Origin of the sequence: Streptomyces sp. MCA2 (assembly GCF_023544705.1) — a bacterium.
Taxonomy (GTDB): domain Bacteria; phylum Actinomycetota; class Actinomycetes; order Streptomycetales; family Streptomycetaceae; genus Streptomyces; species Streptomyces decoyicus.
Map to the genome: position 1 here is coordinate 25,435 of NZ_JAMJFM010000048.1, position 24,854 is coordinate 50,288.

General features: G+C 72.6%; 23 protein-coding genes. 14 read left to right on the top strand and 9 right to left on the bottom strand.

Annotated features, from left to right (window positions below):
• Positions 1–74: 74 nt before the first annotated feature.
• The 4 genes from ectA to thpD all read left to right on the top strand — a co-directional run bounded on the left by ectA (position 75) and on the right by thpD (position 3,508).
• Positions 75–641 (top strand): diaminobutyrate acetyltransferase, encoded by a 567-nt coding sequence (gene ectA / locus M8I34_RS31205; protein WP_030085042.1) that lies wholly within the window; start codon positions 75–77, stop codon positions 639–641.
• A gap of 136 nt (positions 642–777) precedes the next feature.
• Complete coding sequence (gene ectB, locus M8I34_RS31210; RefSeq protein ID WP_030085045.1) at positions 778–2,046, top strand: diaminobutyrate--2-oxoglutarate transaminase; 1,269 nt, start codon at positions 778–780, stop codon at positions 2,044–2,046.
• A 46-nt stretch (positions 2,047–2,092) separates the two neighbouring features.
• Positions 2,093–2,509, top strand: a complete 417-nt coding sequence (locus M8I34_RS31215; protein ID WP_250055140.1) for an ectoine synthase — start codon at positions 2,093–2,095, stop codon at positions 2,507–2,509.
• A gap of 99 nt (positions 2,510–2,608) precedes the next feature.
• Positions 2,609–3,508, top strand: coding sequence for an ectoine hydroxylase (gene thpD, locus M8I34_RS31220; RefSeq protein WP_250055142.1), 900 nt, complete (start codon positions 2,609–2,611; stop codon positions 3,506–3,508).
• A 130-nt stretch (positions 3,509–3,638) separates the two neighbouring features.
• Here the strand turns inward: thpD and M8I34_RS31225 are convergent, their stop codons facing one another.
• From M8I34_RS31225 to M8I34_RS31235, 3 genes are all read right to left on the bottom strand, one after another.
• A complete protein-coding gene (locus M8I34_RS31225; protein ID WP_250055144.1) occupies positions 3,639–4,709 on the bottom strand; it encodes an alkene reductase in 1,071 nt (356 codons plus the stop codon).
• A 315-nt stretch (positions 4,710–5,024) separates the two neighbouring features.
• Complete coding sequence (locus M8I34_RS31230) at positions 5,025–6,086, bottom strand: aminotransferase class V-fold PLP-dependent enzyme (protein ID WP_250055146.1); 1,062 nt, start codon at positions 6,084–6,086, stop codon at positions 5,025–5,027.
• A gap of 113 nt (positions 6,087–6,199) precedes the next feature.
• The gene (locus M8I34_RS31235) at positions 6,200–6,904 is read right to left on the bottom strand and encodes a DsbA family oxidoreductase (RefSeq protein ID WP_250055147.1); all 705 of its coding nucleotides are present in this window, start codon (positions 6,902–6,904) and stop codon (positions 6,200–6,202) included.
• A gap of 78 nt (positions 6,905–6,982) precedes the next feature.
• On the opposite strand from M8I34_RS31235, the gene M8I34_RS31240 reads away from it, so the two are divergent.
• Complete coding sequence (locus tag M8I34_RS31240; protein ID WP_250055150.1) at positions 6,983–7,672, top strand: bifunctional 2-polyprenyl-6-hydroxyphenol methylase/3-demethylubiquinol 3-O-methyltransferase UbiG; 690 nt, start codon at positions 6,983–6,985, stop codon at positions 7,670–7,672.
• Here M8I34_RS31240 and M8I34_RS31245 read toward each other — a convergent pair.
• Both M8I34_RS31245 and M8I34_RS31250 read right to left on the bottom strand, forming a co-directional pair.
• Positions 7,614–8,165 (bottom strand): GNAT family N-acetyltransferase, encoded by a 552-nt coding sequence (locus tag M8I34_RS31245; protein ID WP_250055152.1) that lies wholly within the window; start codon positions 8,163–8,165, stop codon positions 7,614–7,616. The genes M8I34_RS31240 and M8I34_RS31245 overlap by 59 nt on opposite strands.
• Positions 8,166–8,170: 5 nt before the next feature.
• Positions 8,171–9,712, bottom strand: coding sequence for an aldehyde dehydrogenase (NADP(+)) (locus M8I34_RS31250; RefSeq protein WP_250055154.1), 1,542 nt, complete (start codon positions 9,710–9,712; stop codon positions 8,171–8,173).
• A 139-nt stretch (positions 9,713–9,851) separates the two neighbouring features.
• Between M8I34_RS31250 and M8I34_RS31255 the strand changes: the two genes are divergently transcribed.
• The 4 genes from M8I34_RS31255 (at position 9,852) to M8I34_RS31270 (ending at position 13,056) form a co-directional block, all read left to right on the top strand.
• The gene (locus tag M8I34_RS31255) at positions 9,852–10,622 is read left to right on the top strand and encodes an IclR family transcriptional regulator (protein WP_250055156.1); all 771 of its coding nucleotides are present in this window, start codon (positions 9,852–9,854) and stop codon (positions 10,620–10,622) included.
• Positions 10,623–10,781: 159 nt separating this feature from the next.
• The gene (locus tag M8I34_RS31260) at positions 10,782–10,931 is read left to right on the top strand and encodes a hypothetical protein (RefSeq protein WP_250055158.1); all 150 of its coding nucleotides are present in this window, start codon (positions 10,782–10,784) and stop codon (positions 10,929–10,931) included.
• A gap of 44 nt (positions 10,932–10,975) precedes the next feature.
• Positions 10,976–12,157 carry a sensor histidine kinase gene (locus M8I34_RS31265; RefSeq protein WP_250055254.1) on the top strand — a complete coding sequence of 394 codons (1,182 nt, stop codon included), beginning with the start codon at positions 10,976–10,978 and terminating at the stop codon, positions 12,155–12,157.
• A 185-nt stretch (positions 12,158–12,342) separates the two neighbouring features.
• Entirely contained in the window at positions 12,343–13,056 is a 714-nt protein-coding gene (locus tag M8I34_RS31270) for a response regulator transcription factor (RefSeq protein ID WP_250055160.1), read from the top strand.
• Positions 13,057–13,152: 96 nt separating this feature from the next.
• Here M8I34_RS31270 and M8I34_RS31275 read toward each other — a convergent pair whose 3' ends face one another.
• Together M8I34_RS31275 and M8I34_RS31280 are read right to left on the bottom strand one after the other, a co-directional pair.
• A complete protein-coding gene (locus M8I34_RS31275) occupies positions 13,153–14,538 on the bottom strand; it encodes a hypothetical protein (RefSeq protein ID WP_250055162.1) in 1,386 nt (461 codons plus the stop codon).
• Entirely contained in the window at positions 14,538–15,488 is a 951-nt protein-coding gene (locus M8I34_RS31280) for a 5-dehydro-4-deoxyglucarate dehydratase (protein ID WP_250055164.1), read from the bottom strand. The genes M8I34_RS31275 and M8I34_RS31280 overlap by 1 nt, the downstream gene beginning before the upstream one ends.
• Positions 15,489–15,721: 233 nt before the next feature.
• On the opposite strand from M8I34_RS31280, the gene M8I34_RS31285 reads away from it, so the two are divergent.
• The 4 genes from M8I34_RS31285 (at position 15,722) to M8I34_RS31300 (ending at position 19,469) form a co-directional block, all read left to right on the top strand.
• Entirely contained in the window at positions 15,722–16,540 is an 819-nt protein-coding gene (locus M8I34_RS31285) for an NAD(P)-dependent oxidoreductase (RefSeq protein WP_250055166.1), read from the top strand.
• Between the two features lie 129 nt (positions 16,541–16,669).
• Complete coding sequence (locus M8I34_RS31290) at positions 16,670–16,942, top strand: GlsB/YeaQ/YmgE family stress response membrane protein (protein WP_244415598.1); 273 nt, start codon at positions 16,670–16,672, stop codon at positions 16,940–16,942.
• A gap of 76 nt (positions 16,943–17,018) precedes the next feature.
• Positions 17,019–18,269 carry a TerD family protein gene (locus M8I34_RS31295; RefSeq protein WP_250055256.1) on the top strand — a complete coding sequence of 417 codons (1,251 nt, stop codon included), beginning with the start codon at positions 17,019–17,021 and terminating at the stop codon, positions 18,267–18,269.
• 327 nt (positions 18,270–18,596) lie between these two features.
• Positions 18,597–19,469 carry a class I SAM-dependent methyltransferase gene (locus M8I34_RS31300; protein ID WP_250055169.1) on the top strand — a complete coding sequence of 291 codons (873 nt, stop codon included), beginning with the start codon at positions 18,597–18,599 and terminating at the stop codon, positions 19,467–19,469.
• Between the two features lie 40 nt (positions 19,470–19,509).
• Here the strand turns inward: M8I34_RS31300 and M8I34_RS31305 are convergent, their stop codons facing one another.
• Positions 19,510–20,961 carry an alkaline phosphatase PhoX gene (locus M8I34_RS31305; protein ID WP_250055179.1) on the bottom strand — a complete coding sequence of 484 codons (1,452 nt, stop codon included), beginning with the start codon at positions 20,959–20,961 and terminating at the stop codon, positions 19,510–19,512.
• A gap of 201 nt (positions 20,962–21,162) precedes the next feature.
• A complete protein-coding gene (locus M8I34_RS31310; RefSeq protein ID WP_250055181.1) occupies positions 21,163–22,677 on the bottom strand; it encodes a hypothetical protein in 1,515 nt (504 codons plus the stop codon).
• Between the two features lie 227 nt (positions 22,678–22,904).
• Between M8I34_RS31310 and M8I34_RS31315 the strand changes: the two genes are divergently transcribed.
• On the top strand, positions 22,905–24,743 hold the full coding sequence (locus M8I34_RS31315) for an endonuclease/exonuclease/phosphatase family protein (protein WP_250055191.1): 1,839 nt from the start codon (positions 22,905–22,907) through the stop codon (positions 24,741–24,743).
• Positions 24,744–24,854 lie beyond the last annotated feature (111 nt).

Here is a 24,854-nt window from a genome sequence, read left to right on the forward strand (position 1 = left end):
TAACACATCTTCGGCGCTTCCGTAACCCCTGCCCGCGATGCAATTTCGCTTTTCCCTGGGTAAATTTAATTTCTATGACCGCCGCACAAGCAGACCATGCAGGTGCCCGAAGCGATATCAGAGAATTTCCGGAGGGCTTCAAGCTCGACACCCCACGCGTGGAGGACGGAGCCGCGATCTGGCGTATCGCCCGCGACTCGAAGGCACTGGACCTCAACTCCTCCTACAGCTACCTCCTGTGGTGTCGCGACTTCGCCGCCACCTCCGTAGTCGCCCGCGACACGGAGGGCGAGCCGGCTGCCTTCGTCACCGGATACATCCGCCCCGAGTGCCCGGACACGCTCGTCGTCTGGCAGGTCGCCGTCGACGACGCGCACCGTGGCCAGGGGCTGGCGGCCGCACTCCTGGACGGGCTCACCGCCCGTGCCGTGGACGAGCTGGGCGCGCGTTTCGTCGAGACCACCATCACCCCCGACAACGCCGCATCCAACCGGTTGTTCGCGTCCTTCGCCGAGCGGCACTCAGTGCCCCTCAAGCGCGAGGTGCTCTTCGACGCAGGGCTGTTCCCGGAGCAGGGCCACGAGCCGGAGGTGCTGCACCTCATCGGCCCGTTCGAGCCACCAGCCCGCCCGGAGCACTGACGCTCCCAGGGCCGCCCGGCCACCGTGCCGCAGCGGCCGTGCGGGACCCGGCACCACACCCGTGACACCGCCGGCAACCGCCCAGCCCCCCAAGACTTCCTGATCCTTTTCGCCACTCATCTCCCAGGAGCATGCTGTGACCATCACCCAGCCCGATCTGAGCGTCTTCGAGACCGTGGAGTCCGAGGTCCGCAGCTACTGCCGCAGCTGGCCCACGGTCTTCGACCGCGCGCAGGGCAGCCGCATGACCGACGAGGACGGCCACACCTACCTCGACTTCTTCGCCGGCGCCGGGTCGCTCAACTACGGCCACAACAACCCGACCCTCAAACGCGCCCTGATCGACTACATCGAGCGGGACGGCGTCACCCACGGCCTGGACATGTCCACCACGGCCAAGCGGGCGTTCCTGGAGTCGTTCCAGAACATCATCCTGCGGCCGCGTGACCTGCCCTACAAGGTCATGTTCCCGGGCCCGACGGGCGCCAACTCGGTCGAGGCCGCGCTCAAACTGGCCCGTAAGGTCAAGGGCCGCGAGTCGATCGTGTCCTTCACCAACGCCTTCCACGGCATGTCGCTGGGCGCGCTCGCCGTCACCGGTAACTCCATGAAGCGGGCCGGTGCCGGTATCCCGCTGGTGCACGGCACCCCGATGCCGTTCGACAACTACCTCGAGGGCACCTACCCGGACTTCCTGTGGTTCGAGCGGCTGCTCGAGGACCAGGGCTCCGGCCTCAACACCCCCGCCGCCGTGATCGTCGAGACGGTCCAGGGCGAGGGCGGCATCAACGTCGCCCGTCCCGAGTGGCTGCGCGCCCTCGCCGACCTGTGCGAGCGCTGGGACATGCTGCTCATCGTCGACGACATCCAGATGGGTTGCGGCCGTACGGGTGCCTTCTTCTCCTTCGAGGAGGCGGGCATCGTGCCGGACATCGTCACCGTCTCGAAGTCCATCAGCGGCTACGGCCTGCCGCTCGCGCTCACCCTGTTCAAGCCTGAGCTGGACATCTGGGAGCCGGGCGAGCACAACGGCACCTTCCGCGGCAACAACCCGGCGTTCGTCACCGCCGCCGCCGCGCTGGACACCTACTGGGCCGACGGCCAGATGGAGAAGCAGACTCTCGCCCGCGGTGAGATCGTCGAAGCACACCTGAAGGCCATCGTCGAGGAGCACCCGCAGGCCATCGCCGAGTACCGCGGCCGCGGTCTCGTGTGGGGCCTGGAGTGCATCGACAAGCCCCTGGCCAACAAGATCGCCAAGCGCGCCTACGAGCTGGGTCTGCTGATCGAGACCTCCGGCCCGGAAAGCGAGGTCGTCAAGCTGCTGCCCGCACTGACGACCACACCCGAGGAGCTGGACGAGGGCCTTCGCGTCCTCGCCCGCGCGGTCCGCGACTGCGCCTGACCACTCCAGAGCTCCTTACCGTTCCACAGAAAGGCACCGAGTCACCGTGATCGTCCGATCCTTCAAGGACATCGAAGGCACCGACCGCCACGTCAAGGCCAAGTCGGGCACCTGGGAGAGCAAGCGCATCGTGCTCGCCAAGGAGCGCGTCGGCTTCTCGCTGCACGAGACCACCCTGTACGCCGGTACGGAGACGTCGATGTGGTACGCGAACCACATCGAAGCCGTACTCTGCGTAGAGGGCGAGGCCGAGCTCACGAACGACGAGAACGGCGAGAAGCACACCATCACGCCGGGCACGATGTACCTGCTCGACGGGCACGAGAAGCACACCATGCGGATCAAGAAGGACTTCCGCTGCGTCTGCGTCTTCAACCCGCCGGTCACCGGCCGCGAGGACCACGACGAGAACGGCGTCTACCCGCTGCTCACCGAGCCCGACCCGGAGCCCGAGACGGTCTGAGGCGTTGGCATCGCCCGCCTGCCCCGTCCGGCAGCTGAGGAAGGCACGCCCACACGCACGAAAGTAAGAGCCCGTACGAGAGGAGAGGAAGGCAACACCATGACCACCGCACCCGAGCGCACCGCCGACCTGTACCCGACCCGTGGGACCGCCGAGGTCATCACCCCGCGGAAGGACCCGGTGGTGTGGTCGCAGCCCGGAACGGCCGGCCCGTTCGCGCCGTCCGAGCTGAGCGACTTCGAACGCGACGGCTTTTTCGCCATCGGGGAACTGCTCACGGCGGAGGAAGTCGCGGTGTACCGCGCCGAACTGGACCGTCTCGTCCTCGACCCGACGATGCGCGCCGACCCGCGCTCCATCGTCGAGCCGAAGTCAGGCGACGTACGGACCGTGTTCGAGGTGCACAAGATCAGCGAGGTGTTCGCCAAGCTGGTCTCCGACCCGCGTGTGGTCGGGCGCGCCCGGCAGATCCTCGGCTCGGACGTCTACGTCCACCAGTCGCGGATCAATGTGAAGCCCGGGTTCGGTGCCACCGGCTTCTACTGGCACTCGGACTTCGAGACCTGGCACGCCGAGGACGGTCTGCCGAACATGCGCACCGTGTCGGTCTCGATCGCGCTGACGGAGAACTACGACACCAACGGCGGCTTGATGATCATGCCCGGCTCGCACCAGCACTTCGTGGGCTGTGAGGGTGCGACGCCGAAGGACAACTACAAGCGGTCGCTCCAGATGCAGGACGCGGGCATCCCGTCGGACGAGGTGCTGACGAAGATGGCGGACAAGCACAGCATCCGCCTCTTCACCGGCCACGCCGGCTCGGCGACCTGGTTCGACTGCAATGCGATGCACGGCTCGGGTGACAACATCACGCCGTACCCGCGCAGCAATGTCTTCATCGTCTTCAACAGTGTGGACAACGAAGCGGTGGAGCCGTTCGCGGCGCCGGTCCGGCGCCCGGAGTACATCGGAGCCCGGGACTTCACGCCGGTGAAGTAGTCGCGGCGAAGCACGGGTGGCGCGGCTGCCGCACAGCAGGGTCTGTGCGGCGGCCGCGCTGTCGTGTGTCCGGCGGCCGGACGGACGGGGCGCTCGTACGGGCCGCTCCGCCCGTCCGGCCGCCGGTCTTTCAGACGTCCAGCGCCGGGTAGTCGAGGTAGCCGGTGTCATCGCCGCCGTAGAAGCTCGCCCGGTCGGGGGTGTTGAAGGGGCCGCCGCGCGCGAGCCGCCGGGGCAGGTCCGGGTTGGCGAGGAACTGCCGCCCGAAGGCCAGCAGATCGGCCGTGCCGTCCTCGATCAGCGGCAGGTCCTCAAGGCCGGTGGGGCGCCCGCCGTCGGCCGGATTGAGCAGGAAGGTGCCGGTGAAGTGCTTGCGCAGCCGGGCGATCAGCTCGTGGTCGGGGACGTCGCACAGATGCAGATAGGCCAGTCCGAGGGGTGCGACGGCCTGGAGCAGCGCGGTGTAGAGCGGCTCGGGGGCGGGCTCCTCGATGCCGTTGAAGGGGTTGCCCGGGGAGAGCCGCAGACCGGTGCGGTGCGCGCCGACCGCCTCGGCCACCGCCCGGGTGACCTCGACGGCGAAGCGGATCCGGCCCTCGGTCGAGCCGCCCCAGTCGTCGGTGCGCAGATTGCTGTTGGGGGCCAGGAACTGGTGGACGAGGTAGCCGTTGGCGCCGTGGATCTCCACCCCGTCGAAGCCCGCCTCGACGGCGTTGCGGGCAGCGGCCGCGAACTCCGCCACGGTCGTGCGGATTTCGGCGTCGGTGAGCTCGTGCGGGGTGACGCAGTCCGCCATGCCGTCCTCGGTGAAGACCTGGCAGGCGGCGGCCACCGGGGACGGGCCGACCGGTATCAGCCCGTCCGGCAGCAGCACCGGGTGGCCGATCCGGCCGCCGTGCCACAGCTGCGCGAAGATCCGGCCACCGGCGGAGTGCACCGCGTCCGTCACCCGGCGCCAGCCCGCGATCTGCTCGGATGTGTGCAGGCCGGGGGTGAAGGGGTAGCCCTGGCCCACCGCACAGGTCTGGCTGGCCTCGGTGATGATCAGCCCGGCCGAGGCGCGCTGGGTGTAGTACGTGACCATCGAGTCGGTCGGCACCCCGCCGCCCTCGGTGGCCCGGTTGCGGGTCATGGGGGCCATGACGATGCGGTTGGCGAGCGGGATACCGGCGAGGTCTGCGGGGTCGAACGCGGTGGTCACTGAGGGCCTCTCAACTGCTACTCGGGACATGGTCGTTGCCCATTACATCAGTTGCCTCAGCGCCCCGCGTTCCGCCCCGTATTCCCCGCCCCGCATTCACCCGGCGTCCTGGGGCCTGTCTTCAAAGTCCCGTCGTTCGCCCGTAGGGCGGGCCTCGCGGCGTCTGGTGCGTGCGATCGCAAGGCGGAGGGTCGTCCCGGTACTGGGTGTACCGGGATGAGCCCGACAACGCGGATGGGGGTCCCCCCGCGCCGTTCAGGCGTGGGGGAGTGCGTGCCAGGCGTCGCGAGGCAGGCGGGACTTTGAAGACAGGCCCTAGTCCAGCAGCGCCAGCAGCCGGTCCACGTCGTCCGTCGAGTTGTAGAGGTGGAAAGCCGCGCGGAGCAGCCCCCCGCGCACCGAGATCCGCACACCCGCCTCGGTCAGCCGGTGCTCCGCGTCCGCGATCCCGGGGGTGGAGACGATCGCCGAGCCGGGCGCGGGGCGGGGTGTCAGACCGCGCTCGGCCAGCCCCGCGCGATAGTGGTCGGCGAGCGCGGTGTTGTGGGCGTGGACGGCCTCCACACCCAGCTCCCCGAGGAGGCCGAGGGACTGCTCGGCGCCCACGTAGGAGTAGTGGGCGTGCGGTTCGTCGAAGCGCCGGGCGGTGGCCGCCGGCTGGATCAGCCCGTAGTTGGACTCGCCGACGTCCTCCCCGGCGACCCAGCCCGCATGGAGCGCGGCCGGCCACTCCTCGCCCCGCCCGTACTCCCCGCCGAAGGCCATGAAGGTCGTCCCGCGCGGGCACAGCAGCCACTTGAAGGCCCCGGCGACGACGAAGTCGAAGTCGGCGGCGCGCAGCGGCAGCCAGCCGGCGGCCTGGGTGATGTCGAGGTAGGTGCGCGCCCCGTGGGCCGCCGCGGCCTCGCGGACCGCCGCCATGTCGGCGATCCGGCCGTCCAGTGACTGCACGGCGCTGAAGGCGACCAGCGCGGTGCCGGGGCGCACCGCATCGGCGAGCGTCTCCAGCGGCACGGTGCGCAGCTTGATCCCCGGGTGGGCGGCGAGCGGATTGACCAGGGAGCTGAAGTCGCCCTCGGGGGCGAGCACTTCGGCGCCCGTCGGGAGCGAGGCGGCGACGAACGCGGACTGCACCGCGACCGAGCTGCCGACGGCGACCCGCTCGGCGGGGACGTCCAGCAGCCGGGCGAAGGCGGCACGGGAGGCCGTGGCGGCGGCGAGGTAGTCGCGGCCCATCGTGCCGTGGGAGGCGGACTCCTCGATGGCCGCGCGCAGGGCGTCGGCGCTGCGCCGTGGAAGGAGTCCGCTGGAGGCGGAGTTCAGATAGGTCGTCTCGGGCGCGAATTCGGCCCCGCCGAGTGGCTCACGTCGATACATGCCCCCACTGTGCTCGGCGATCGACGCCGCGTCCATGGCGAATCTGCTGGGCCGGGCCACCACCGTGCCTTATCGGCGCAGGTCACCTGGGGTGCGGGCAGGCCGGCCCGGGCTCACTTCCCGGGCACGGCGCAGCCGTCGTCACCGCACACCGCGGCCTCGCCGTCCGCCGGGATCCGCACCACGCCATCGGCGTGCGCGCGCTCCAGGGCCTGCCGGAAGACCTCGGCGGGCTGCCCGCCGGAGATGCCGTAGCGGCGGTCGATGACGAAGAACGGCACACCGGTGGCGCCCAGCTCCGCGGCCTCGCGCTCGTCGGCGCGCACCTCCTGTGCGTACGCCCCGGGGTCGGCGAGCACCCGGTCGGCCTCCTCGGCGGGCAGCCCCGCGCCGACGGCGGTCGCGCGGAGCACGGCGGGGTCGCCGAGCGTCCTGGCCTCGGCGAAGTTGGCACGGTAGAAGGCGTCGAGCAGGGCGTCCTGGACGCCGTGCGCCCGCGCGGCGTGCAGCAGCCGGTGCAGGTCGAAGGTGTTGCCGTGGATCCGGTCGGAGCGGTAGTCCAGCCCCTCCCCCGCGGCCGCATCGGCCACCCTGGCCTCCATCGCCTCGGCCTGCTCACGGCTCACCCCGTACTTCGTGGCGAGCATGTCGAGCACCGGGATGTCGGTGGCGGCCGGCGCCTTCGGGTCCAGCTCGAAGGAGCGGTGCACCACCTCGACACCGTCGCGGTGCGCGAAGCCGGCGAGCCCGGCCTCGAAGCGGGCCTTGCCGATGTAGCACCAGGGGCAGGCGATGTCGGACCAGATTTCGACGCGCATGAGCTGACTTTCCTCGTCGTGAAGTGTCCCGGTGCAACCTCGGGGGGCGGCGGGCTATTCCGCGGGTAGCGTCCGGACATGACCTCGCCACAGGGATTCCTCGGCTTCTGGGAGACGACCGGGTCCGCCAAGACCTTCACCCATCCACTCGATCCGGCGCTGCTGGATGCCTACGTACCGCGGGGCGCGCGGGTGCTGGACTACGGCTGCGGCTACGGGCGGCTGACCGCCGAGCTGGCCGGGCTCGGGTACGGCGCGGTCCGCGGGGTGGATGTCTCGGCGGCGCTGATCGCGCGGGGGCGGCGGGAGCATCCGGGGCTGGAGCTGATGCGGTGCCCCGGGTTCCCGCTGCCGTTCGAGGACGGCGCCTTCGACGCGGCGCTGCTGTTCGCGGTGCTCACCTGCGTTCCCGGGGACGCGGACCAGACCGCGATCGTCGGGGAGCTGGGGCGGCTGGTGCGGCCCGGCGGGGTGCTGTATCTGAGCGATGTGCCGTTGCAGAACGATGCGCTCAACCGGGAGCGGTATGCGCGGTTCGCGGAGCGCTACGGGACGTACGGGGTGTTCGAGACGCCCGATGGCGGGGTGTTCCGGCACCATCCGCCGGAGCGGCTGCGGGGGCTGCTGCGGGAGGCGGGCTTCTCGGTGCAGAAGGAACGGGTGGGTGTGGTGGGCACGCTGGACGGGCGGACCGCGGAGCGGCTTCAGCTCATCGCCCGCAGGGAGCCGGCGGCGCCGCAGTCGCCGCCAGGTCCAGCGTCAGGCTGAGGTGGGTGGCGTCCGGGGCGGGGCGGCGCTCCGGGTCGGGGCACCAGCCCAGGGCGTCGTAGAAGGCACGGGCGCGGTGGTTGTACCAGCGGACGTCGAGGACCGCCCGGGAGAAACCGGCCGTGCGCCAGGCGCTCAGACAGGCGGTGTGCAGGGCGCGGCCGATGCCGGTGCCCCAGTGGCGCGGGTCGACATGGAGCTGGTGGAGCGTGACGGCCGGCCGGCGGTGTCCGTCACGGTGCCGGTACGAGGCCGCGCCGACGACCGTGCCGTGCCGGGCGGCGCAGAGCGCGGGGGTGTCGTCCCGCTCCAGGGTGCGCGACCAGGCCTCGTGCTCGCGGGCGTGCTCGGCCGGGACGTCGAAGGGTGTGTCCGGGAACCGCGCGCGGTGCGAGGCGGCACGGGCGCCGGTGTGCAGGGCGGCGATCGCCGCCAGGTCCGCGCGGGTTGCCGCACGGACCTGGACGGAGGCGTCGTGGGTGGTGGGGTGCACGGGGCCTAGGGGCCCTCGGGCCGGCCGTCGACCCGGCGTGGCAGGCCGAGCGGGTTGTCCTCGCGCAGCTCGGGCGGCAGCAGCGCGGGCGGGGTGTCCTGGTAGGCGACCGGGCGCAGCCAGCGTTCGACGGCGGTGCCGCCGACCGAGGTGGAGGTGGACGTCGTGGCCGGGTAGGGGCCGCCGTGGTGCTGGGCGGGGGCGACCGCGACACCGGTCGGCCAGCCGTTGACGACCACCCGTCCGGCGAGCGGGGTGACCTCGGCCAGCAGCCGGGCACCGCGGCCCTCGTCGTCGGTGCCGGCGCCCTCCGCGTCGCCGAGGTGCAGGGTCGCGGAGAGGTTGCCGGGCAGCCGGGCGAGTACGGAGCCGATCTCGGCCTCGTCGGCGTAGCGGGCGACGACGGTGACCGGGCCGAAGCACTCCTCCAGCAGGAGGTCGTGCGGCCCTTCGGCGGCGAGGCGGGCGGCGGGGACGGCGAGGAAGCCGGCGCTGACGGTGTGCTCGCCGCCCGCGCCCGGCGTCACCGGCACCTCGACGTCGGGGAGGGCGGCACGGGTACGGACCCCTTCGAGGAACGCCTCCCGCATCCGGTGGTCGAGCAGCACCCCGGCCTCGCTGTTGCTGACCGCGTCGGTCAGCGACTTCAGCAGCCGGTCGCCGCCGGCGCCCGCGGGCGCCAGGACCAGGCCCGGCTTGACGCAGAACTGGCCGACGCCGAGCGTCATCGCCCCGGCCAGCCCGGCACCGATCTGCTCGGCGCGCTCCCCGGCCGCGGCCTCGGTGACCACGACGGGGTTGAGGCTGCCCAGCTCGCCGTGGAAGGGGATGGGGTGCGGGCGGGCCGCGGCCGCGTCGTACAGGGCACGGCCGCCGCGCACCGAGCCGGTGAACCCGGCCGCGGTGATCAGTGGGTGGCGCACCAGGTCGATACCGGCCTGGAAGCCGTGCACCAGGTTCAGCACGCCCTCCGGCAGGCCGACCTCGGCGGCGGCGCGGCGCAGCAGTGCGGCGCACAGCTCGGAGGTGGCCGGGTGGTCGGGATGTGCCTTGACCACGACGGGGCAGCCGGCCGCGAGGGCGCTGGCGGTGTCGCCGCCCGGCACCGAGAAGGCGAGCGGGAAGTTGCTGGCGGAGTAGACCGCGACGGGACCCAGCGGGATCTTGTAACGGCGCAGGTCGGGGCGGGGCGGGGCGAGGCCGGGATCGGCGTGGTCGATCCGCACGTCGAGGAACGCGCCCTCCTGCACGAGGTCGGCGAAGGCCCGCAACTGGTAGGTGGTGCGGCCGAGTTCGCCGGTGAGCCGGCCGGGGCCGAGCGCGGTCTCGGCGTCGGCGGCCTCGATGACCGCCTCGCCCGCCTCGTCGAGCAGATCGGCGGCGCGGCGCAACAGGGCGGTGCGTACGGCACGGTCGGCGAGCGTGCCGCGGGCGGCGTGTGCCGCGCGGACCACGGTATCCACCTCGTCGGCTGTGGCCTCCACCGCAACCTGTTCCCGCTGCTTCCCGGTTCGGGGATCGACACTCCAGACTGGTGCTGCTGCCACCGTGCATTCCTTCCGGACGATGCCTGCCGGGTCTTTCCGAGTCCTGCCGCACTTCGGAACGCGTTCGATATGCTGAACGTTGTCCCAGATAGTGAACAACTGGGACTCTATGGCTGTCCGAACAGAGGGGTCAAGGGCGATGTCAGCTGCCGAGACCGGTGGATCTCAGGTCAAGTCCGCGGTGCGGACGGTGGAATTGCTCGAGTACTTCGCGGGTCGTCCCGGTATGCACAGTCTGGCCTCCGTCCAGGAAGCCGTCGGCTACCCGAAATCCAGCCTCTACATGCTGCTGCGCACCCTGGTCGACCTGGGCTGGGTCGAGACCGACGCCACGGGCACCCGCTACGGTATCGGCGTCCGCGCGCTCCTGGTCGGCACGTCCTACATCGACGGCGACGAGGTGGTGGCCGCGGCCCGGCCGACGCTGGACCGGCTCTCCGACGACACCACCGAGACCATCCACCTCGCCCGCCTGGACGGCACCAACGTCGTCTACCTCGCCACCCGTCAGTCGCAGCACTATCTGCGGCCCTTCACCCGCGTCGGCCGGCGGCTGCCCGCGCACTCCACCTCGCTGGGCAAGGCGCTGCTCGCCACGTACACCGACGACCAGGTACGGGCGATGCTGCCGCCGACCCTCGCGCAGCTGACCGAGCACACCCTCACCGACCGCGAGCAGCTCATCGAGGAGCTGCATGCGGTGCGCGAGCAGGGTTATGCGGTCGACCGCGAGGAGAACACCTTGGGCCTGCGCTGCTTCGGCGTCGCGATCCCCTACCGCACCCCGGCGCGCGACGCGATCAGCTGCTCGGTGCCGGTGGCCCGGCTGACCCCGGCCCATGAGCAGATGATCAAGGACACCCTGTTCGACGCCCGCGACCGGCTGACCCTGGCCACCCGGCGGCTGTGAGACACCTCCGCCGGTCCGGCTGAGCGTCTCTTCCCCCGTCGGTCCGGCTGAGCATCCCCTCCCGCTCGGTACGACTGAGTGCCCCCTCCCCCGTACGGCGGAGGGGGATCGTCGTCGCGGCCGAGGCGCGCGGGGGCGGCCGCGGCAAGGCTGGTCGCCGTGAGTCATGAGACGTACCCGGAGCCGCCCACACCGCTGATGAGCCTCACCTACGCTGTCCGGATGATCGTCGGGACGATGGTGGCCGGGGCCGGGGCCCATTTCTTCGCCGCATTCTTCGCCGAACGCGAGGCCGCCCGGTGCGGCTGACGGGCCGGCGCTGGGTCCATCTGGTGCTGGGCGGCGCGCTGTTGATGCCGTTCTTCCTGCTGGCCTCGGTCGTTCTCCCGCTCGTCGCGGACGGTGCCGACCCGCTGCGCCAAGTGGGCTGGCAGTTCGTCGCGTTCGGCTGTGCGCTGCCGCCGGCCGCCCTGGCCGCACTGCTCTTCCCGCTGCTGCGGCCGCTGGAGGTGGCCGCCGTGCGGTCGCTGTGCGGGGTGCCCGCGGAGCGGCTGGCCGAGGGGCCCGCCGTCTCGTGGGCGGCCCGGCGGCGTACGGCGCTGTGGTTCGTGGCGCATCTGCTGGCCGGAGGGATCGTCAGCGGGATGACGCTGTCCGCGCCGCCGGCCGCGGTCCTGCTGATGTTGCTGCCTTTCTCCGACCCTTTGCGGCACACCGCGCTGGGGTGGCCGGACGCCTTCCACAGCGTGCTGGGACCGCTCGCCGGGCTCGCGCTGCTGGCCCTGGTGACCGGCACCGCCTGGGGCGCCGGGGCACTGCTGGGCCGCTGGGCCCCGGTGCTGCTGGGGCCGACGCCCGCCGACCGGCTGGCCGCCGCCGAACGCCGGGCGGCCGATCTGGCGTCCCGCAACCGCCTGGCCCGCGAACTGCACGATGCCGTCGGACATGCGCTGAGCGCGGTCACCCTCCAGGCGAGCGCGGCCCGCCGGGTCCTGGACGCGGACCCGGAGTTCGCCCGCCAGGCACTGGCCGCCATCGAGGAGACCACCCGCGAGGCGGTCGCCGAACTGGACACCGTACTGGGCCTGTTGCGCGAGGAGGACGGCGCCGATCCGGCCGCGCCCGCACCGACCCTGGACGGCCTGGAGGCCCTGCTCGGCCGGACCCGGGCGGCGGGCGTGGCGGTGGAGGCGACGGTCGAGGGGCCGTGCGCGACGCTGGCGCCGGTGGTCTCGCGGGAGGCCTACCGGATCGTGCAGGAAGGCCTCAGCAACGCACTGCGGCATGCCGGGCCGGTACCGGTCCGGCTCCATCTCCGGGTGGAAAAGGGGGAGTTGGCGATCCGGCTGGAGAATCCGGTGCCCGGCCCCGCGGGCGGCTCCCCCACGGCGGCACCCCGTACGGGCGGGGGCCGCGGACTGCGGGGGATCGCCGAGCGGGCACGGCTGCTGGGCGGCGAGGCGACGGCCGCGGCCGATGACGGCGTATGGCGGCTGACGGTCCGGCTGCCGCCCGGGGGAACTACGGGGCGATAAGCGGGGTGTTGAGCCTGGCGTTGAGGGCGCGACGAGCGGCGCGATGGGCGGCCCGATGAGCGGGGCCGACGAATGACACAGGACCGAAAGCCCGGGACAGGGTGACCGGAGACCCAGGACAGGGTGACCGGAGACCCGGGACAGGTGACAGGAGACAGGGTGAGCGGAGACAGGGTGAGCGGGGCATGACCACGAAGCAGGACGACGACGACCACCGGACCCACGACGGGGACGTCCCGCGCCCCCTGCGCATCGTGCTCGCCGACGACGAACGGATGGTGCGCACCGCGCTGCGCGTGATCCTGGGCGCCGAGGCGGACATGGAGGTCGTCGGCGAGGCGTCGACCGGCGCCGAGGCGGTGCCGCTGATCCGTGAACTGCGTCCGGACATCGTGCTGATGGACGTCCGGATGCCGGAGATCGACGGGATCCGCGCGACCGAGCAGGTGCTCGCCGGGATGGACGAGCCGCCGCGCATCGTCGTGGTGACGACCTTCGAGAACGACGCCTACGTCTATGACGCGCTGCGGGCCGGCGCCAGCGGGTTCCTGCTCAAGCGGTCCGGCGCGGAGGACCTGATCCAGGCCGTACGGCTGGTGGCGCGCAGCGACTCGCTGCTGTTCCCGGCGGCGGTGCGCCAACTGGCCGCCCGGCACGCCGGGGAGCGGGCCGCGGCGGACACGGCCCGTACCCTGCGGGCCCGGCTGTCCGAGCGGGAGCGTGCGGTGCTGCGGCTGATGACGGCCGGGCTGACCAATGCCGAGATCGCGGAACGGCTGGGGGTGGGCCCGGCCACGGTCAAGACGCATGTGGCCGGGGTGCTGGCCAAGCTCGGGGTGCGGGACCGGACCCAGGCGGTGATCGCCGCGTACGAGTGCGGGTTCGTCCGGCCGGGGTGAGCTCGGGGGAGCGCTAGGGGCACGCCGTACGGCCCGTACGGGGTGCCCCTACGGGGTGACCGGGCCCCCGGTATCCGGCCTGCCCGTCGGGGCGGGTCAGCAGGCGGTCCGCTTCCCGGAGTTGTCCCCGATCTCGCGCAGCGCGTCCCCTACGGCCGCCAGATCGCGGTCGCTCGCCAGGCCCGCGTGGTAGAGCCGCAGTTCCGTCGCGCCCAGCGCGGCGGCGTGCGCGGCATCGGCGGCGAGGGTGCCGGGGCTGCCGCCCAGGCCGGAGACCACGGTGAAATTGGCGGCGATCGTTGCGGCGGAGGCCCCGGTGGTCACGGAAGCCCCAGTGGTCACGGAAGCCCCGGCGGCCGCGGCGGCCCCGGCCGGACGATCGGCACCCCCGTCCGGGCGGCCAGCTCCCCCGTCCGGGCGGTCAGCGCCCCCGGCCCGGCAATCGGCACCCCCGGCCCGGCCGTCGGCGAACGGGCCGAGTACGTCCGCGCGGGCGGCGGCGTCGCCGGTGCACGGCAGCACCACTCCGTCGGCTTGCGCCAGTACGTCCGCCGGGTCGACACCGACGTTGGCACCACAGCGGTGTGCGGCAGGATCGGCGTGCAGCAGCACCCGGAACCCGTCCGCCGCGGCGTCCCGTACCGCACGGACCGCCGCGCGCTGCAACGTACGGGCGGCCCCGTCCCGCCAGCTGCGCAGCAGCCCCGCGAGCTCCGCACCGAGCAGCTCCTCGACCGCGGCCCACTCCCCGTCCCGGCCCCCAGCCCCCTCCCGGTCCCCCGGTCCGGCCCGGCCGGCGGACCACTGCGGCTCCAGGGCCCGCACCACGGCGGCCCGCACCTCCTGTGCGGGCACGCCCAGCCGGGTGTACCCCACGGCGCACACCGTGCAGAAGCACACCGACATCAGATACTGCGCGGCGCCGGTCAGCGGCACTCCGCCGGTCTTGTCGTGGGCGTGCAGATGGGCCAGTCCGTACCAGCCGCAGGACTCCAGCTCGGTGCCCGCAGCGCCGGGCCGTACGGCCGCCTCGGCCGCCAGGTCGACGAGGTACTCGCGCACCTCGGGCCGGGCGATGCACGGCGCCCACGGGTACGGGTCGCCATAGGCGTTGCGTACGACGACGGCCGGATGCTCCGCGCCCAGGCGGGAGTTGTGCGCCAGGACGACCCAGGTGTGCACCTCCAGACCGGCGGCGGCCAGCGCCCGCGCGGCCGCGCCGAACGGGTCCGGTCCGGCCGTCCAGTCCTGGGTGGCGGGGCGCAGCGCCCGGCCGGCCCAGCGGGCGGGGTCCGGTGGATACAGGACGGCGGAGTGCCGGGCGGTGACGATGCGGTGGCGGGGGTGGCGCGGGGTGAGGGCGCGGGTGGAGTGATAGGCGGAGGCCAGAGTGACCTGCTGGATGCCGAGGCCGGCGAGGCGGTCCGCGGCGGCCGGGTCGCCGACCACGTCCCAGGGGTAGAGGAACGCGGCGGTGCGCATCAGACGCCGGTCCCCGGCGCGTCCGCGACCAGGGCCAGGCCCCGTTCGATCAGCCCGGCCAGCTCCTCGACGTGCGCGGGGGCCGGTTCGCTGAGCGGCGGCCGGACCTCGCCGACCGCCAGGCCGCGCAGCCGTACGCCCGCCTTGACCAGCGAAACGGCATAGCCGCGGCCCTGGTTGCGCAGTTCGACCAGCGGGCGGTAGAAGCCGTCCGTCAGCCGCTGGACGGTGTGGTCGTCGCCGCGGGTCAGCGCCCGGTGGAAGGCGAGGGCGATCTCGGGGGCGAAGGCGAAGACGGCGGAGGAGTAGAGGCGGACGCCCAGGCCCAGGTAGGCGGGGCCGGTGAGTTCGGCGGTGGGCAGCCCGTTGAAGTAGAGGAAGTCCTCGTCGGGGGACTCGGTGCGGACGGTGCTGATGATGCGCTGGAGCAGATCCAGGTCGCCCACGCCGTCCTTGAGGCCGATGATGCCCTCGGTCCGGGCCAGGGCAGCGACGGTGGCCGGTGTGAAGACGGCGTTGTCCCGCTGGTAGACGATGACGGGGAGCGGGGTGGCGGCGGCGAGTTCGGTGTAGTGCCGCAGCAGTCCCTGCTGGTCGGCGACGACGAGGTAGGGCGGCAGGGCGAGCAGCCCGTCGGCGCCCGATTCGTGGGCGAGACGGGCGAACCGGGCGGCGAGCGCGGTGCCGTAGCCCGCACCGGCGACGACCGGCACCCGGCCGTCGGCCTCCTCGACCGCGGCCGCGACGCAGTCGGTGAACTCCTCGGGGGTGAGCGCATGGAATTCGCCGGTGCCGCAGCAGGCGAAGACGGCGGCCGCGCCCGCGTCGATGCCGGCACGTACATGGGCGCGGAAGGCCGCCAGGTCCAGGGCGCCGTCCGGCGCGTACGCGGTCACGGGGAAGAACAGCAGTCCGTCGAGGCGGTCGGCGAGCGGAGATTCTGGGGTCACGGGCTCTCCCTGGCATGCACGTGCATGTCTCTGATCAGCGTCCACGTTTCTGAACGTGGCCACGCTAGAGTAGCCGTCCTGGGCCGGTCAAGGGTCCACAACTGCCGTGCCGCAAGCGGATTTACCGGGCCCGTCAAGCGTCTTGACCGGCCAAGATCCAGCTCTCTAGCGTGTCCACACATATGAATGGCCCGCGCATCAGCCTTGGAGTTCAGCCGGAGGAGTAACCGCCCATGCCCGCACCCCGCACCGTCCTGCTCACCGGCGCCGCCGGCGGGCTCGGCACCCTGATGCGCGAACTGCTGCCGCCCTACGGGTACCGGCTGCGCCTCTTCGACCAGCGGCCCGTCGACACCGGGGCCGGTGAACCGGACGCGATCACCGCCGAGCTGGCCGACACCGAGGCGCTGCGCGAGGCGGTGCACGGGGTCGACGCGATCATCCATCTCGCCGGCATCTCCCTGGAGGCCGGCTTCGCGCAGATCCTGCGCGCCAACATCGAGGGCACCTACCACCTGTACGAGGCGGCGCGCGAGGCAGGCGTCCGCCGGGTCGTCTTCGCCTCCTCCAACCACGCCGTCGGCTTCACCCCGCGTCCCCCGGACGGCTCCGCCGCCATCCCCGTCGGCACACCCCGCCGCCCCGACACCTACTACGGGCTGTCCAAGGGCTTCGGCGAGGACCTCGCCTCGCTGTACTGGGATCTGCACGGCATCGAGACCGTCTCGGTCCGTATCGGCTCCTGCTTCCCCGAGCCGACCTCGGTCCGGATGCTGTCCCTCTGGCTGAGCCCGGCCGACTGCGCACGGCTGCTGCACGCCGCGCTCACCGCGCCGGACGTCGGCCACACCGTCGTCTACGGCTCCTCCGCCAACACCCGCCTGTGGTGGGACCTGTCGACCGCCCGCGCCCTGGGGTACGAGCCGCAGGACGACTCCGAGCCGTACGCGGCGGCGCTGCTCGCCGCGCAGGGCCCACTGGACCCCGGCGACCCCGAACACGCGCATCTCGGCGGCGCCTTCTGCACCGACCCGCCCCGGTGGCCGCACTGACGGAACCGCCCTGGCGGGCGCCCCCGCGGCGGTAAGGGGCGCGGCTCCCGCCACGCCGCGGAACCCCCGCCGCCCGGCCGGCGTCCTGCTCTGTGTACCCACCTACCGCGCAGGAACGAGGAACGCATCATGGGCATCGTCAGCTGGCTCGTACTCGGGCTGATCGCGGGCATCATCGCGAAGGTCCTGCTGCCGGGACGGGACCCGGGCGGCATCGTCGGCACGACCTTGATCGGCATCGTGGGGTCCTTCATCGGCGGCTGGCTCTCCACCAAGATCCTGCACCGCCCGATCCCGAAGGACTTCGGCGAACCCTCCATGTGGATCGCCTCGATCGCCGGCGCCCTGGTCCTGCTGATCGCCTACCGGCTGCTCTTCGGCAACTCCCGCGAACGCCGGTGACCGGGCCGGGCGGCCACGAGGCCACAGGTAATGGAACCGCAAAGGCGAGCCGATCGTTGAGCCCGGCATGACCGCTATGACTCCTGGCTCGAACCTCCCGCTCAGCGCCGTGCGGGTGGCGGTGGACGTCACCGCCCCCGTGCGGCTGGACGTCTCGGGCCTGCTGCTCGCCGCCAACGGCAAGGTGCGCTCCGACGACGACTTCGTGTTCTACAACCAGCCCAGCGGACCGGGCGTGACGCACTCCGCGGCGGCCGGCGGCGGCGACACCATCACGGTGGACACCGCCGCGGTCCCCGACGGCATCGAGAAGATCGTGGTCACCGCGAGTCCGGACGCCCCCGGCGCGACCTTCGCCGGCACGGAACCGACCGGCACGGTCCGTAACGCCGACGACGGCAGCGTCCTCGCCACCTTCACCCCGCCGCAGCTCGGCCCCGAGACCGCGCTGGTCGTCGTCGAGATCTACCGCCGCAACGGCGCCTGGAAGGTCCGCGCCGTCGGCCAGGGCTATGCCAACGGCCTGGCGGGGATCGCCACCGACTTCGGCGTCAGCGTGGAGGAGCCGGCCGCCCCCGCCGCCGCCCCGCAGGCACCCCCCGCTCCCCCGGCGCCGCAGGCTCCCCCGGCCCCCGCCGGCCAGTGGGGACCGCCCGCCGGCGCACCGGCCCCGGTCGCCCCGCCGGCGGCCGCCACTCCCCCGGCACCGGCCGCACCGGCCGCGGCCGCCGCCCCGGCCCCCGGCTCCGGCAAGATCAACCTCGACAAGGGCCGCGTCAGCCTCCAGAAGAACCAGACCGTCTCGCTGGTCAAGGGCGGCAGTCCGCTGCTCAGCTCGGTCAAGATGGGCCTCGGCTGGGAGCCCGCCTTCCGCGGCAAGAGCATCGACCTGGACGCCTCGGTCATCGCCTTCGGCCCGGACCGCAAGAAGATCGACAACTGCTTCTTCGGCAAGCTGATGATCCTGGGCGGCGCGATCCAGCACTCCGGCGACAACCTCACCGGCGAGGGCGCCGGCGACGACGAGGCGATCACCGTCCACCTCGGCGGGCTGCCCCCGGAGGTGACGGGCCTGGTCTTCGTCGTGAACTCCTTCACCGGCCAGAAGTTCTCCGACGTCGCCAAGGCGTACTGCCGCCTGCTGGACGCCCAGAGCGGCGAGGAGCTGGTCCGCTTCGACCTCACCCACGCGGAGCCGCGTACGGGCGTGATGATGGCGAAGCTCATCCGCCAGTTCTCCGGCGAGTGGGAAATGACCGCGCTCGGCGAGTTCGTCGACTCCCGCACGGTACGCGGCATGGTCAAACCGGCCGCCAAGGCCCTGTGAGCCGCTGACGCCCGCGTCCCTGACGGCCCCTCGGGCCCGTCAGGGACGGGCCGGGGCCCGCGCGGCGGCGGCCCCGCCCACGGACCGTCCCACCGCTGCCTCAGGTCCGCGGTGTCCCGCCGCGCCGCCCCCGCCGGACGGCCTGCCCTGGTGCGGGAACGGCCCAGGGCCGAAAATTGTGTCGTCCGTATCCGTCGAGCTCACCGCCTCCCTTTCCCCGTCCGCCCGCCCCCGCCGTTCCCCTCTCCGCCACGCCCTTCAGCCCGCCCCGTCCACGGGCCCAGCCCGTCGCGGCGCATCCCCCACGGCACGCACGAGGAGCGTTCGATGACGCAGCAGCCGCCGGCCGGCCCCGCGGACCCCCCGGACGGCCCAGCGCCCCCAGACCTTCCCGACCGGGTGGTGAGGATCTACGGCGAGCTCGACCTCAGCACCGTCCCCGCCTTCGCCGGCGGCTTCATCAATTTCGGCTACTGGTCGGGCCTGCCCGGTCCCGCGGACCGGCTGCTGACCGAGTCCGACCGGGTGCGCAGCGAAGAGGATCTCTACCGTCTGGTGCTCGGCACCTTCGACCGGCCGCAGGGCCGCACCGCCCTGGACGTCGGCTGCGGGCGCGGGCTGGGCTGTGCGCTGGCGCTGCGGGAATTCGGCCTGGGGACGGTCATCGGGCTGGACGCGCACCCCGACCAGATCGCCCGTGCCCGGAAGGCGAACGCGGCGCTGCTCACCGCGTCCGCAACGGCCTCCGGGCGGCTGGAGTTCGTCCAGGGCGCGGCCCAGCGCATCCCGCTCCCCGACGACGGCGTCGACTGCCTCTTCTCCGTCGAGGCCGCGCAGCACTTCCGCGATCTGGCCGGTTTCGCCCGGGAGGCGGCGCGGGTGCTGCGCCCCGGCGGCCGGCTGGCGCTGACGACCTTCTTCGCGCGCACGCGGTCGGCCGCCCGGGAGCTGCCCGCGCTGCTGCCCCCGTACGCCGACGGCCTGGACGTCCCGCATGTGGTGGACGAGGTCGCCGGGACGCTGACCGCGGCGGGGCTGCGCGAGGTCCGGGTGCGGTCGGTCGGCGACGGGGTCTGGGAGTACTACGACCGCTATATGGCCCAGCAGCCGGAGCTCCGCGACGACTGGCCGCGCCGCTATCTGACGGCCTATGAGACCGGGCTGCTGGACTACTACCTGCTGACGGCGGGAGCGGGCTGAGGCACCCGCCCCGCCGCCGGGGTACGGCTCCTTCTGACGGCTACTTCTGCCGGCGCTGCCGCTTCCAGGGTCCGGTGATGGCGAGCATGATGCCGGGCTCCTGGATGTTGGCGAACAGCGTCCGCCCGTCCGGGGAGAACACCGGCCCGGTGAACTCGCTGAACTCCGGCTCGTCCGCGGTGCCGATGTTGAGGTCGTTGCGGGCGATCGGATAGGTCCGGCCGTCGTCGGTGGCCCCGAAGAGGTGCTGCACGCCCTCGCCGTCCTCGGCGATGATCAGCCCGCCGTAGGGCGAGACGGTGATGTTGTCGGGGCCGTCCAGCGCACCGTCCTTCGCGGGGTCCTGGTTGACGCCCAGCAGCACCTTCAGGGTCAGGGTTCGCCGCCGCGGGTCGTAGAACCAGACCTGCCCGTCGTGCTGGACCGGGCTCTCGTCCCGGGCGTACGAGGAGACGACGTACGCGCCGCCGTCCGCCCACCACAGGCCCTCCAGCTTGCGGGCGCGGGTGACCTGACCGTCCTTGAACTGCTTGCGCACCGAGACCTTGCGGGCGTCACGGTCGGGGACCTCGACCCAGTCGACGCCGTAGACGGTGCCGGCCTTGGTGGCACGCGAGAGGTCGTCGACGAACCGGCCACCGGAGTCGAAGCACTTGAACGCCTCCAGCACACCCGCGTCCTCGGCCAGCGTGCGCAGCTGCCCGCGGCCGTGCCGGAATCCGTGCGGCGGGGTCCAGCGGTAGAACAGGCCGTTGGGGGTGTCGGCGTCCTCGGTCAGGAAGAGGTGGCCGCGCTTGGGGTCGACGACCACCGCCTCGTGGGCGTAGCGCCCCAGCGCCTTGACGGGCTTGGGGTCGCGGCCGGCCCGCAGGTCGTGCGGGTCGACCTCGAAGGCATAACCGTGGTCCTTGGTCATGCCGTGCTGGCCGGCCTTGTCCTCGTTCTCCTCGCAGGTGAGCCAGGTGCCCCAAGGGGTGGTACCGCCCGCGCAGTTGGTGGACGTACCGGCGATACCGACCCGCTCGCCGACCGGTGTGCCGTCCTTGGCGACCTCGACGACGGTGCAGCCGCCGGCCGCCGCCGGGTCGTAGACCAGCCCCTCGGTCAGCGGCACCGGGTGCGGCCAGTCGGCGCGCGGGCCCTTCAGCTCGTGGTTGTTGACGAGGAGGGTGGTGCCGCGGTGGCCCTCGAAGGTGCCGGTGCCGTCGTGGTTGGAGGGGGTGGACTCACCGCTGTCGAGCGTGGTGACCCCGGTCCGGGTGATGATCTTGTACGAGAACCCTGCGGGCAGCGCGAGGATGCCGTCCGGGTCCGGGACCAGCGGGCCGTAGCCGATGCCGTGGCCGTCCGCCGCGCCGTCCCGGCCGGCGTCCGGCACCTCCTCGGCGAGGGCTCCGGGCGCGGTGGCCAGCACCCCGACGCTGCCGGCCAGCGTGACGCCCGCGCCGGCGAGGGCGGAACGCTTGGCGAAGTCTCTGCGGGTGAGCGGCATGGTCATCTCCTGGAGGGCCGGTTTCTTCTCCCCTGTGCCTGCGTCGCACACGCTCTCGTGCGTCGTCGAACTCCAGTTGAACGCGGCGCGACATCCAGGAAGCAGTTGGGGCCGGTCCGGCGGACCGGAACCCGGGTGGGTCCTGATCCGCCGGACCGGCCCCGGGCGTACGTGATCCGCCCCTGCCGTGTCCGGTGTCCGTCAGCCGGACTGCCGCGAGCGTGCCTTGAACGCGGCCTTGCGGGCCTCCTTGGCGGCCTTCTTGTCCGGGTGCAGCCGGCCCATGGCCTCCAGGACGTCGGCGGTGCCCGGGTGGTCCACCCGCCAGGCCGTGTCGAAGAACCCGCTGTGCTGATCGGTCAGGCCCTGCACGAGGTCGCGCAGCTCGCCCGTGGCGTCCTCGTCGGCGCTGTCCAGCTGCGCCGCGATGGTGTCCACCGTCAGCCAGAAGATCATCTCCTGGGACGGCTCGGGGATACCGGGCAGCGCGCGCTCGGCGAGCCAGACCCGGGCCAGGCCGCCGAGCTGCCGGTCGTCGAGCACGTCGCGCAGCGCGGCCTCGGCGTCCGGCGAGACCAGCGAGAGGGTCTGCTGGGCGGCGAGCCGGCGCTGCGGGGCGCGCTCGTCGTCACCGCGGGCGGCCGCGAGCAGGTCCCGGGCGGCGTCCAGGGGCGTACGGGCGGTGAGCCACAGCTCGGACTCGGCCTGGGCGAGCGCCTCGGGGTAGTCGGGCAGCGCGTCCAGGAGGACATCGGCGCCCTTGTCGGTGAGGTCGCCGACCGCCGGGGCGTGCACCCCGGCATCCAGCATCCGGGCGCGTACGGCGTAGACACCGAGCGGGGTGAGGCGGACCAGGCCGTAGCGGGAGACGTCCTCGTCGGTGAGCGGCTCGGCGGTGGGCTCCCCGGAAGCACCCGGGGAGAGGACCGTCTCGCCGTCCTCGTCCAGCTCCTCGATGAGCGCCTCGTCGACGGGCTGGTAGGCGACCAGCCCGATCGGCTCCAGCACCCGGAACTGGTCGTCCAGGCGCATCATCGCCTCGGAGACCTCTTCGAGGATGTCGTCGGTGGGCTCCTCCATATCGTCCGGGACGATCATGGAGGCGGCCAGCGCGGGCAGCGGAACCTGCTGGTCGGGGCCCTCGTTCAGGGCGGTGAGCAGATAGAGGTTGCCGAGGATGCCGTCGAGCAGCTCGGCCTCCTCCTCCGGGTTCCAGTCGATCGCGTCCAGGTCCAGTTCGCCGCTCTCGGTGAGCTGGTCGGCGAGATCGGCGAGATCGGGGGCGGCCGCGTCGGCGAGCACGGTCTCCATACCGCCGAGCCAGATGTCGAGGATGTCCTGCGGGCTGCCGGAGGTGAGCAGGCCCAGCTCGTCGCCGGGGGTGGCGGTGCCGGCCGCGGCGTCGTCGGGGAGGTCCGCGCCGTCCTCGCCGTCGGTGGTCTCCTCGATCTCCACGAGTCCGGTGTCCACCGCCAGCTGCCAGGCCTCGGCGGTGTAGGCGGGGCCGTCCTCGTCACCGGCCAGGCCGAGGTGCTCGGTGGCGGCGGCCAGCGGCTCTTCGAGGATCTCGCCGCCGACGCCGACCGGGACGCCCCGCTCGGCCCAGCGGGCGAGCTTCGCGGCCCGGGCCAGCAGGGGGGCGCTCAGCGCCTCGCGGGCCAGTTCCGCTTCGGAGTGCAGCCGCACCGGCGGCAGGGTGGGGCGGTCTGCGGACATCGGGTGCTCAGCTCCTCGGACGGACTACGGCTCGTTGCGCCGCCCAAGCGTAGACGGAATTCCCCGTAACTCGGACGCTTCACCCCCGCGCCCCCTCCCGGTCACCCGGAGAAGCTTGACAACTCCCGTGCGTGCACAAGAGATTGACGCAGATCGACGCGCGTAGCGCACCGGTCCGGCTCCCGCACGCACATTCCAGCCACCCCCCATCACCCTCGGAGGCATCCATGCCGTCCCGTCGTTCGCTCCGCAGACCGGTCGCCGTCAGCGCGGTGGCCTGCGCCGCCCTGGCCGGCGGACTGCTCACCGCAACCCAGTCCGCCTCCGCGGCCGGCGCCCGGATCCACGACATCCAGGGCAGCACCCGCATATCCCCGCTGGCCGGACAGCAGGTCAGCGAGGTGCCCGGCACGGTCACCGCGGTCCGGTCGTTCGGCTCGGCGCGCGGTTTCTGGGTGCAGGACCCGCACCCGGACAACGACCCGGCCACCAGCGAGGCGGTCTTCGTCTTCACCGGCAAGGAGACGCCGAAGGTCGCCGTCGGCGATGCGCTCACCTTCTCCGGCACGGTCAGCGAGTACTACCCCGGCGGCAAGGACGCCGGCCTCCAGTCCGTCACCGAGATCACCGGCGCCACCTGGACGGTGAACTCCTCCGGCGCCCCGGTGCCGGCCGCCTTCAAGCTCACCCCGTCCTCGGTGCCGAACCGGTATGCCCCCACCGCGGACGGCAAGAGCATCGAGTCCCTCAAGCTGCGCCCCGGCTCGTACGCGCTGGACCGCTACGAGTCGCTGGAGGGCATGCGCGTCTCGGTGTCGGACGCCCCGGTCGTCGGCGCGACCAACACCCACAACGAGCTGTGGGCGACCGCCGAGCCCCGCCACCAGCGCACGGCGCGCGGCGGCACGCTCTACCGCTCGTACGCGGACCCCAACGGCGGCCGGGTCAAGGTGACGTCGCTGATCCCCTTCTCCGAGCGGCCCTTCCCGGTGGCCGACGTCGGCGACAAGCTGACCGGCACCACCGCCGGCCCGCTGGACTACGACAGCTTCGGCGGCTACTCGCTCCAGGCCACCGAGCTGGGCACACTCACCGACCACGGCCCCGCGCCGGAGACCACCCGCAAGCAGAAGTCCGACGAGCTGGCCGTGGCCACCTACAACGTCGAGAACCTGGCCCCCACCACCCCGCAGGCCAAGTTCGACCGGCTGGCGAAGGCGCTGGTGCACAACCTGTCCTCCCCCGACGTCGTCGCGCTGGAGGAGGTCCAGGACGACAACGGCGCCAAGGACAACGGGGTGGTGACCGCCGGGGAGACCCTCACCAAGCTCACGGACGCCATCAAGGCGGCCGGCGGCCCGGCGTACGAGTGGCGGCAGATCGACCCGGTCAACGACCAGGACGGCGGTCAGCCCGGCGGCAATATCCGCGTGGCGTTCCTGTTCAACCCCGACCGGGCGTCCTTCACGGACGTCAAGGGCGGCGACGCCACCACCCCGGTGCAGGTGGTCGCCGACCACGGCAGGGCCACCCTGTCCGCCTCCCCCGGCCGGATCGCGCCCGCCGACCCGGCGTGGAAGGCCAGCCGCAAGCCCCTCGTCGGGCAGTTCTCCCTCAAGAGCCGCCCGGACAGCCGGGTGTTCGTGATCGCCAACCACTTCAACTCCAAGGGCGGCGACCAGGGCCTGGACAGCCGTTTCCAGCCACCGGCCCGGAGCTCGGAGACCCAGCGCACCGCCCAGGCCCGGCTGGTCAATGCGTTCGTCAAGGATCTGCTGGCCAAGGACCCGAAGGCTGATGTGGTGGTGGCCGGCGACCTCAACGACTACCAGTTCTCCCCCGCGTTGAAGAGCCTCACCGCCGGGGGTGTGCTCACCGACCAGGTCGGCCGGCTGCCCGCCGCGGAGCGCTACGGCTATGTCTACAACGGCAACTCGCAGGTGCTGGACCACATGCTCACCAGCCGGCGGCTGACCCGGGCCGACTACGACATCGTGCACATCAACGCCGAGTACGCGGACCAGGCCAGCGACCACGATCCGCAGGTGCTGCGCATCAAGCCGTAGCCTCCGCGGCACGTCACCGCGTGTGACGCTCCCGTCACCCGTCCGGCCCACGCCAGGGGGCCAACTGCCGCAGGGGGTGCGGTACTGGGATCGTAAGAAACATTCGGCGAG

Bases quoted from the DNA above. Each gene is read 5' to 3' on its own strand.
- ectA (WP_030085042.1), top strand. From the start codon at position 75: ATGACCGCCGCACAAGCAGACCATGCAGGTGCCCGAAGCGATATCAGA.
- thpD (WP_250055142.1), top strand. From the start codon at position 2,609: ATGACCACCGCACCCGAGCGCACCGCCGACCTGTACCCGACCCGTGGG.
- M8I34_RS31230 (WP_250055146.1), bottom strand. From the start codon at position 6,086: ATGTATCGACGTGAGCCACTCGGCGGGGCCGAATTCGCGCCCGAGACG.
- M8I34_RS31235 (WP_250055147.1), bottom strand. From the start codon at position 6,904: ATGCGCGTCGAAATCTGGTCCGACATCGCCTGCCCCTGGTGCTACATC.
- M8I34_RS31240 (WP_250055150.1), top strand. From the start codon at position 6,983: ATGACCTCGCCACAGGGATTCCTCGGCTTCTGGGAGACGACCGGGTCC.
- M8I34_RS31255 (WP_250055156.1), top strand. From the start codon at position 9,852: ATGTCAGCTGCCGAGACCGGTGGATCTCAGGTCAAGTCCGCGGTGCGG.
- M8I34_RS31265 (WP_250055254.1), top strand. From the start codon at position 10,976: ATGCCGTTCTTCCTGCTGGCCTCGGTCGTTCTCCCGCTCGTCGCGGAC.
- M8I34_RS31270 (WP_250055160.1), top strand. From the start codon at position 12,343: ATGACCACGAAGCAGGACGACGACGACCACCGGACCCACGACGGGGAC.
- M8I34_RS31275 (WP_250055162.1), bottom strand. From the start codon at position 14,538: ATGCGCACCGCCGCGTTCCTCTACCCCTGGGACGTGGTCGGCGACCCG.
- M8I34_RS31285 (WP_250055166.1), top strand. From the start codon at position 15,722: ATGCCCGCACCCCGCACCGTCCTGCTCACCGGCGCCGCCGGCGGGCTC.
- M8I34_RS31290 (WP_244415598.1), top strand. From the start codon at position 16,670: ATGGGCATCGTCAGCTGGCTCGTACTCGGGCTGATCGCGGGCATCATC.
- M8I34_RS31295 (WP_250055256.1), top strand. From the start codon at position 17,019: ATGACTCCTGGCTCGAACCTCCCGCTCAGCGCCGTGCGGGTGGCGGTG.
- M8I34_RS31300 (WP_250055169.1), top strand. From the start codon at position 18,597: ATGACGCAGCAGCCGCCGGCCGGCCCCGCGGACCCCCCGGACGGCCCA.
- M8I34_RS31305 (WP_250055179.1), bottom strand. From the start codon at position 20,961: ATGCCGCTCACCCGCAGAGACTTCGCCAAGCGTTCCGCCCTCGCCGGC.
- M8I34_RS31310 (WP_250055181.1), bottom strand. From the start codon at position 22,677: ATGTCCGCAGACCGCCCCACCCTGCCGCCGGTGCGGCTGCACTCCGAA.
- M8I34_RS31315 (WP_250055191.1), top strand. From the start codon at position 22,905: ATGCCGTCCCGTCGTTCGCTCCGCAGACCGGTCGCCGTCAGCGCGGTG.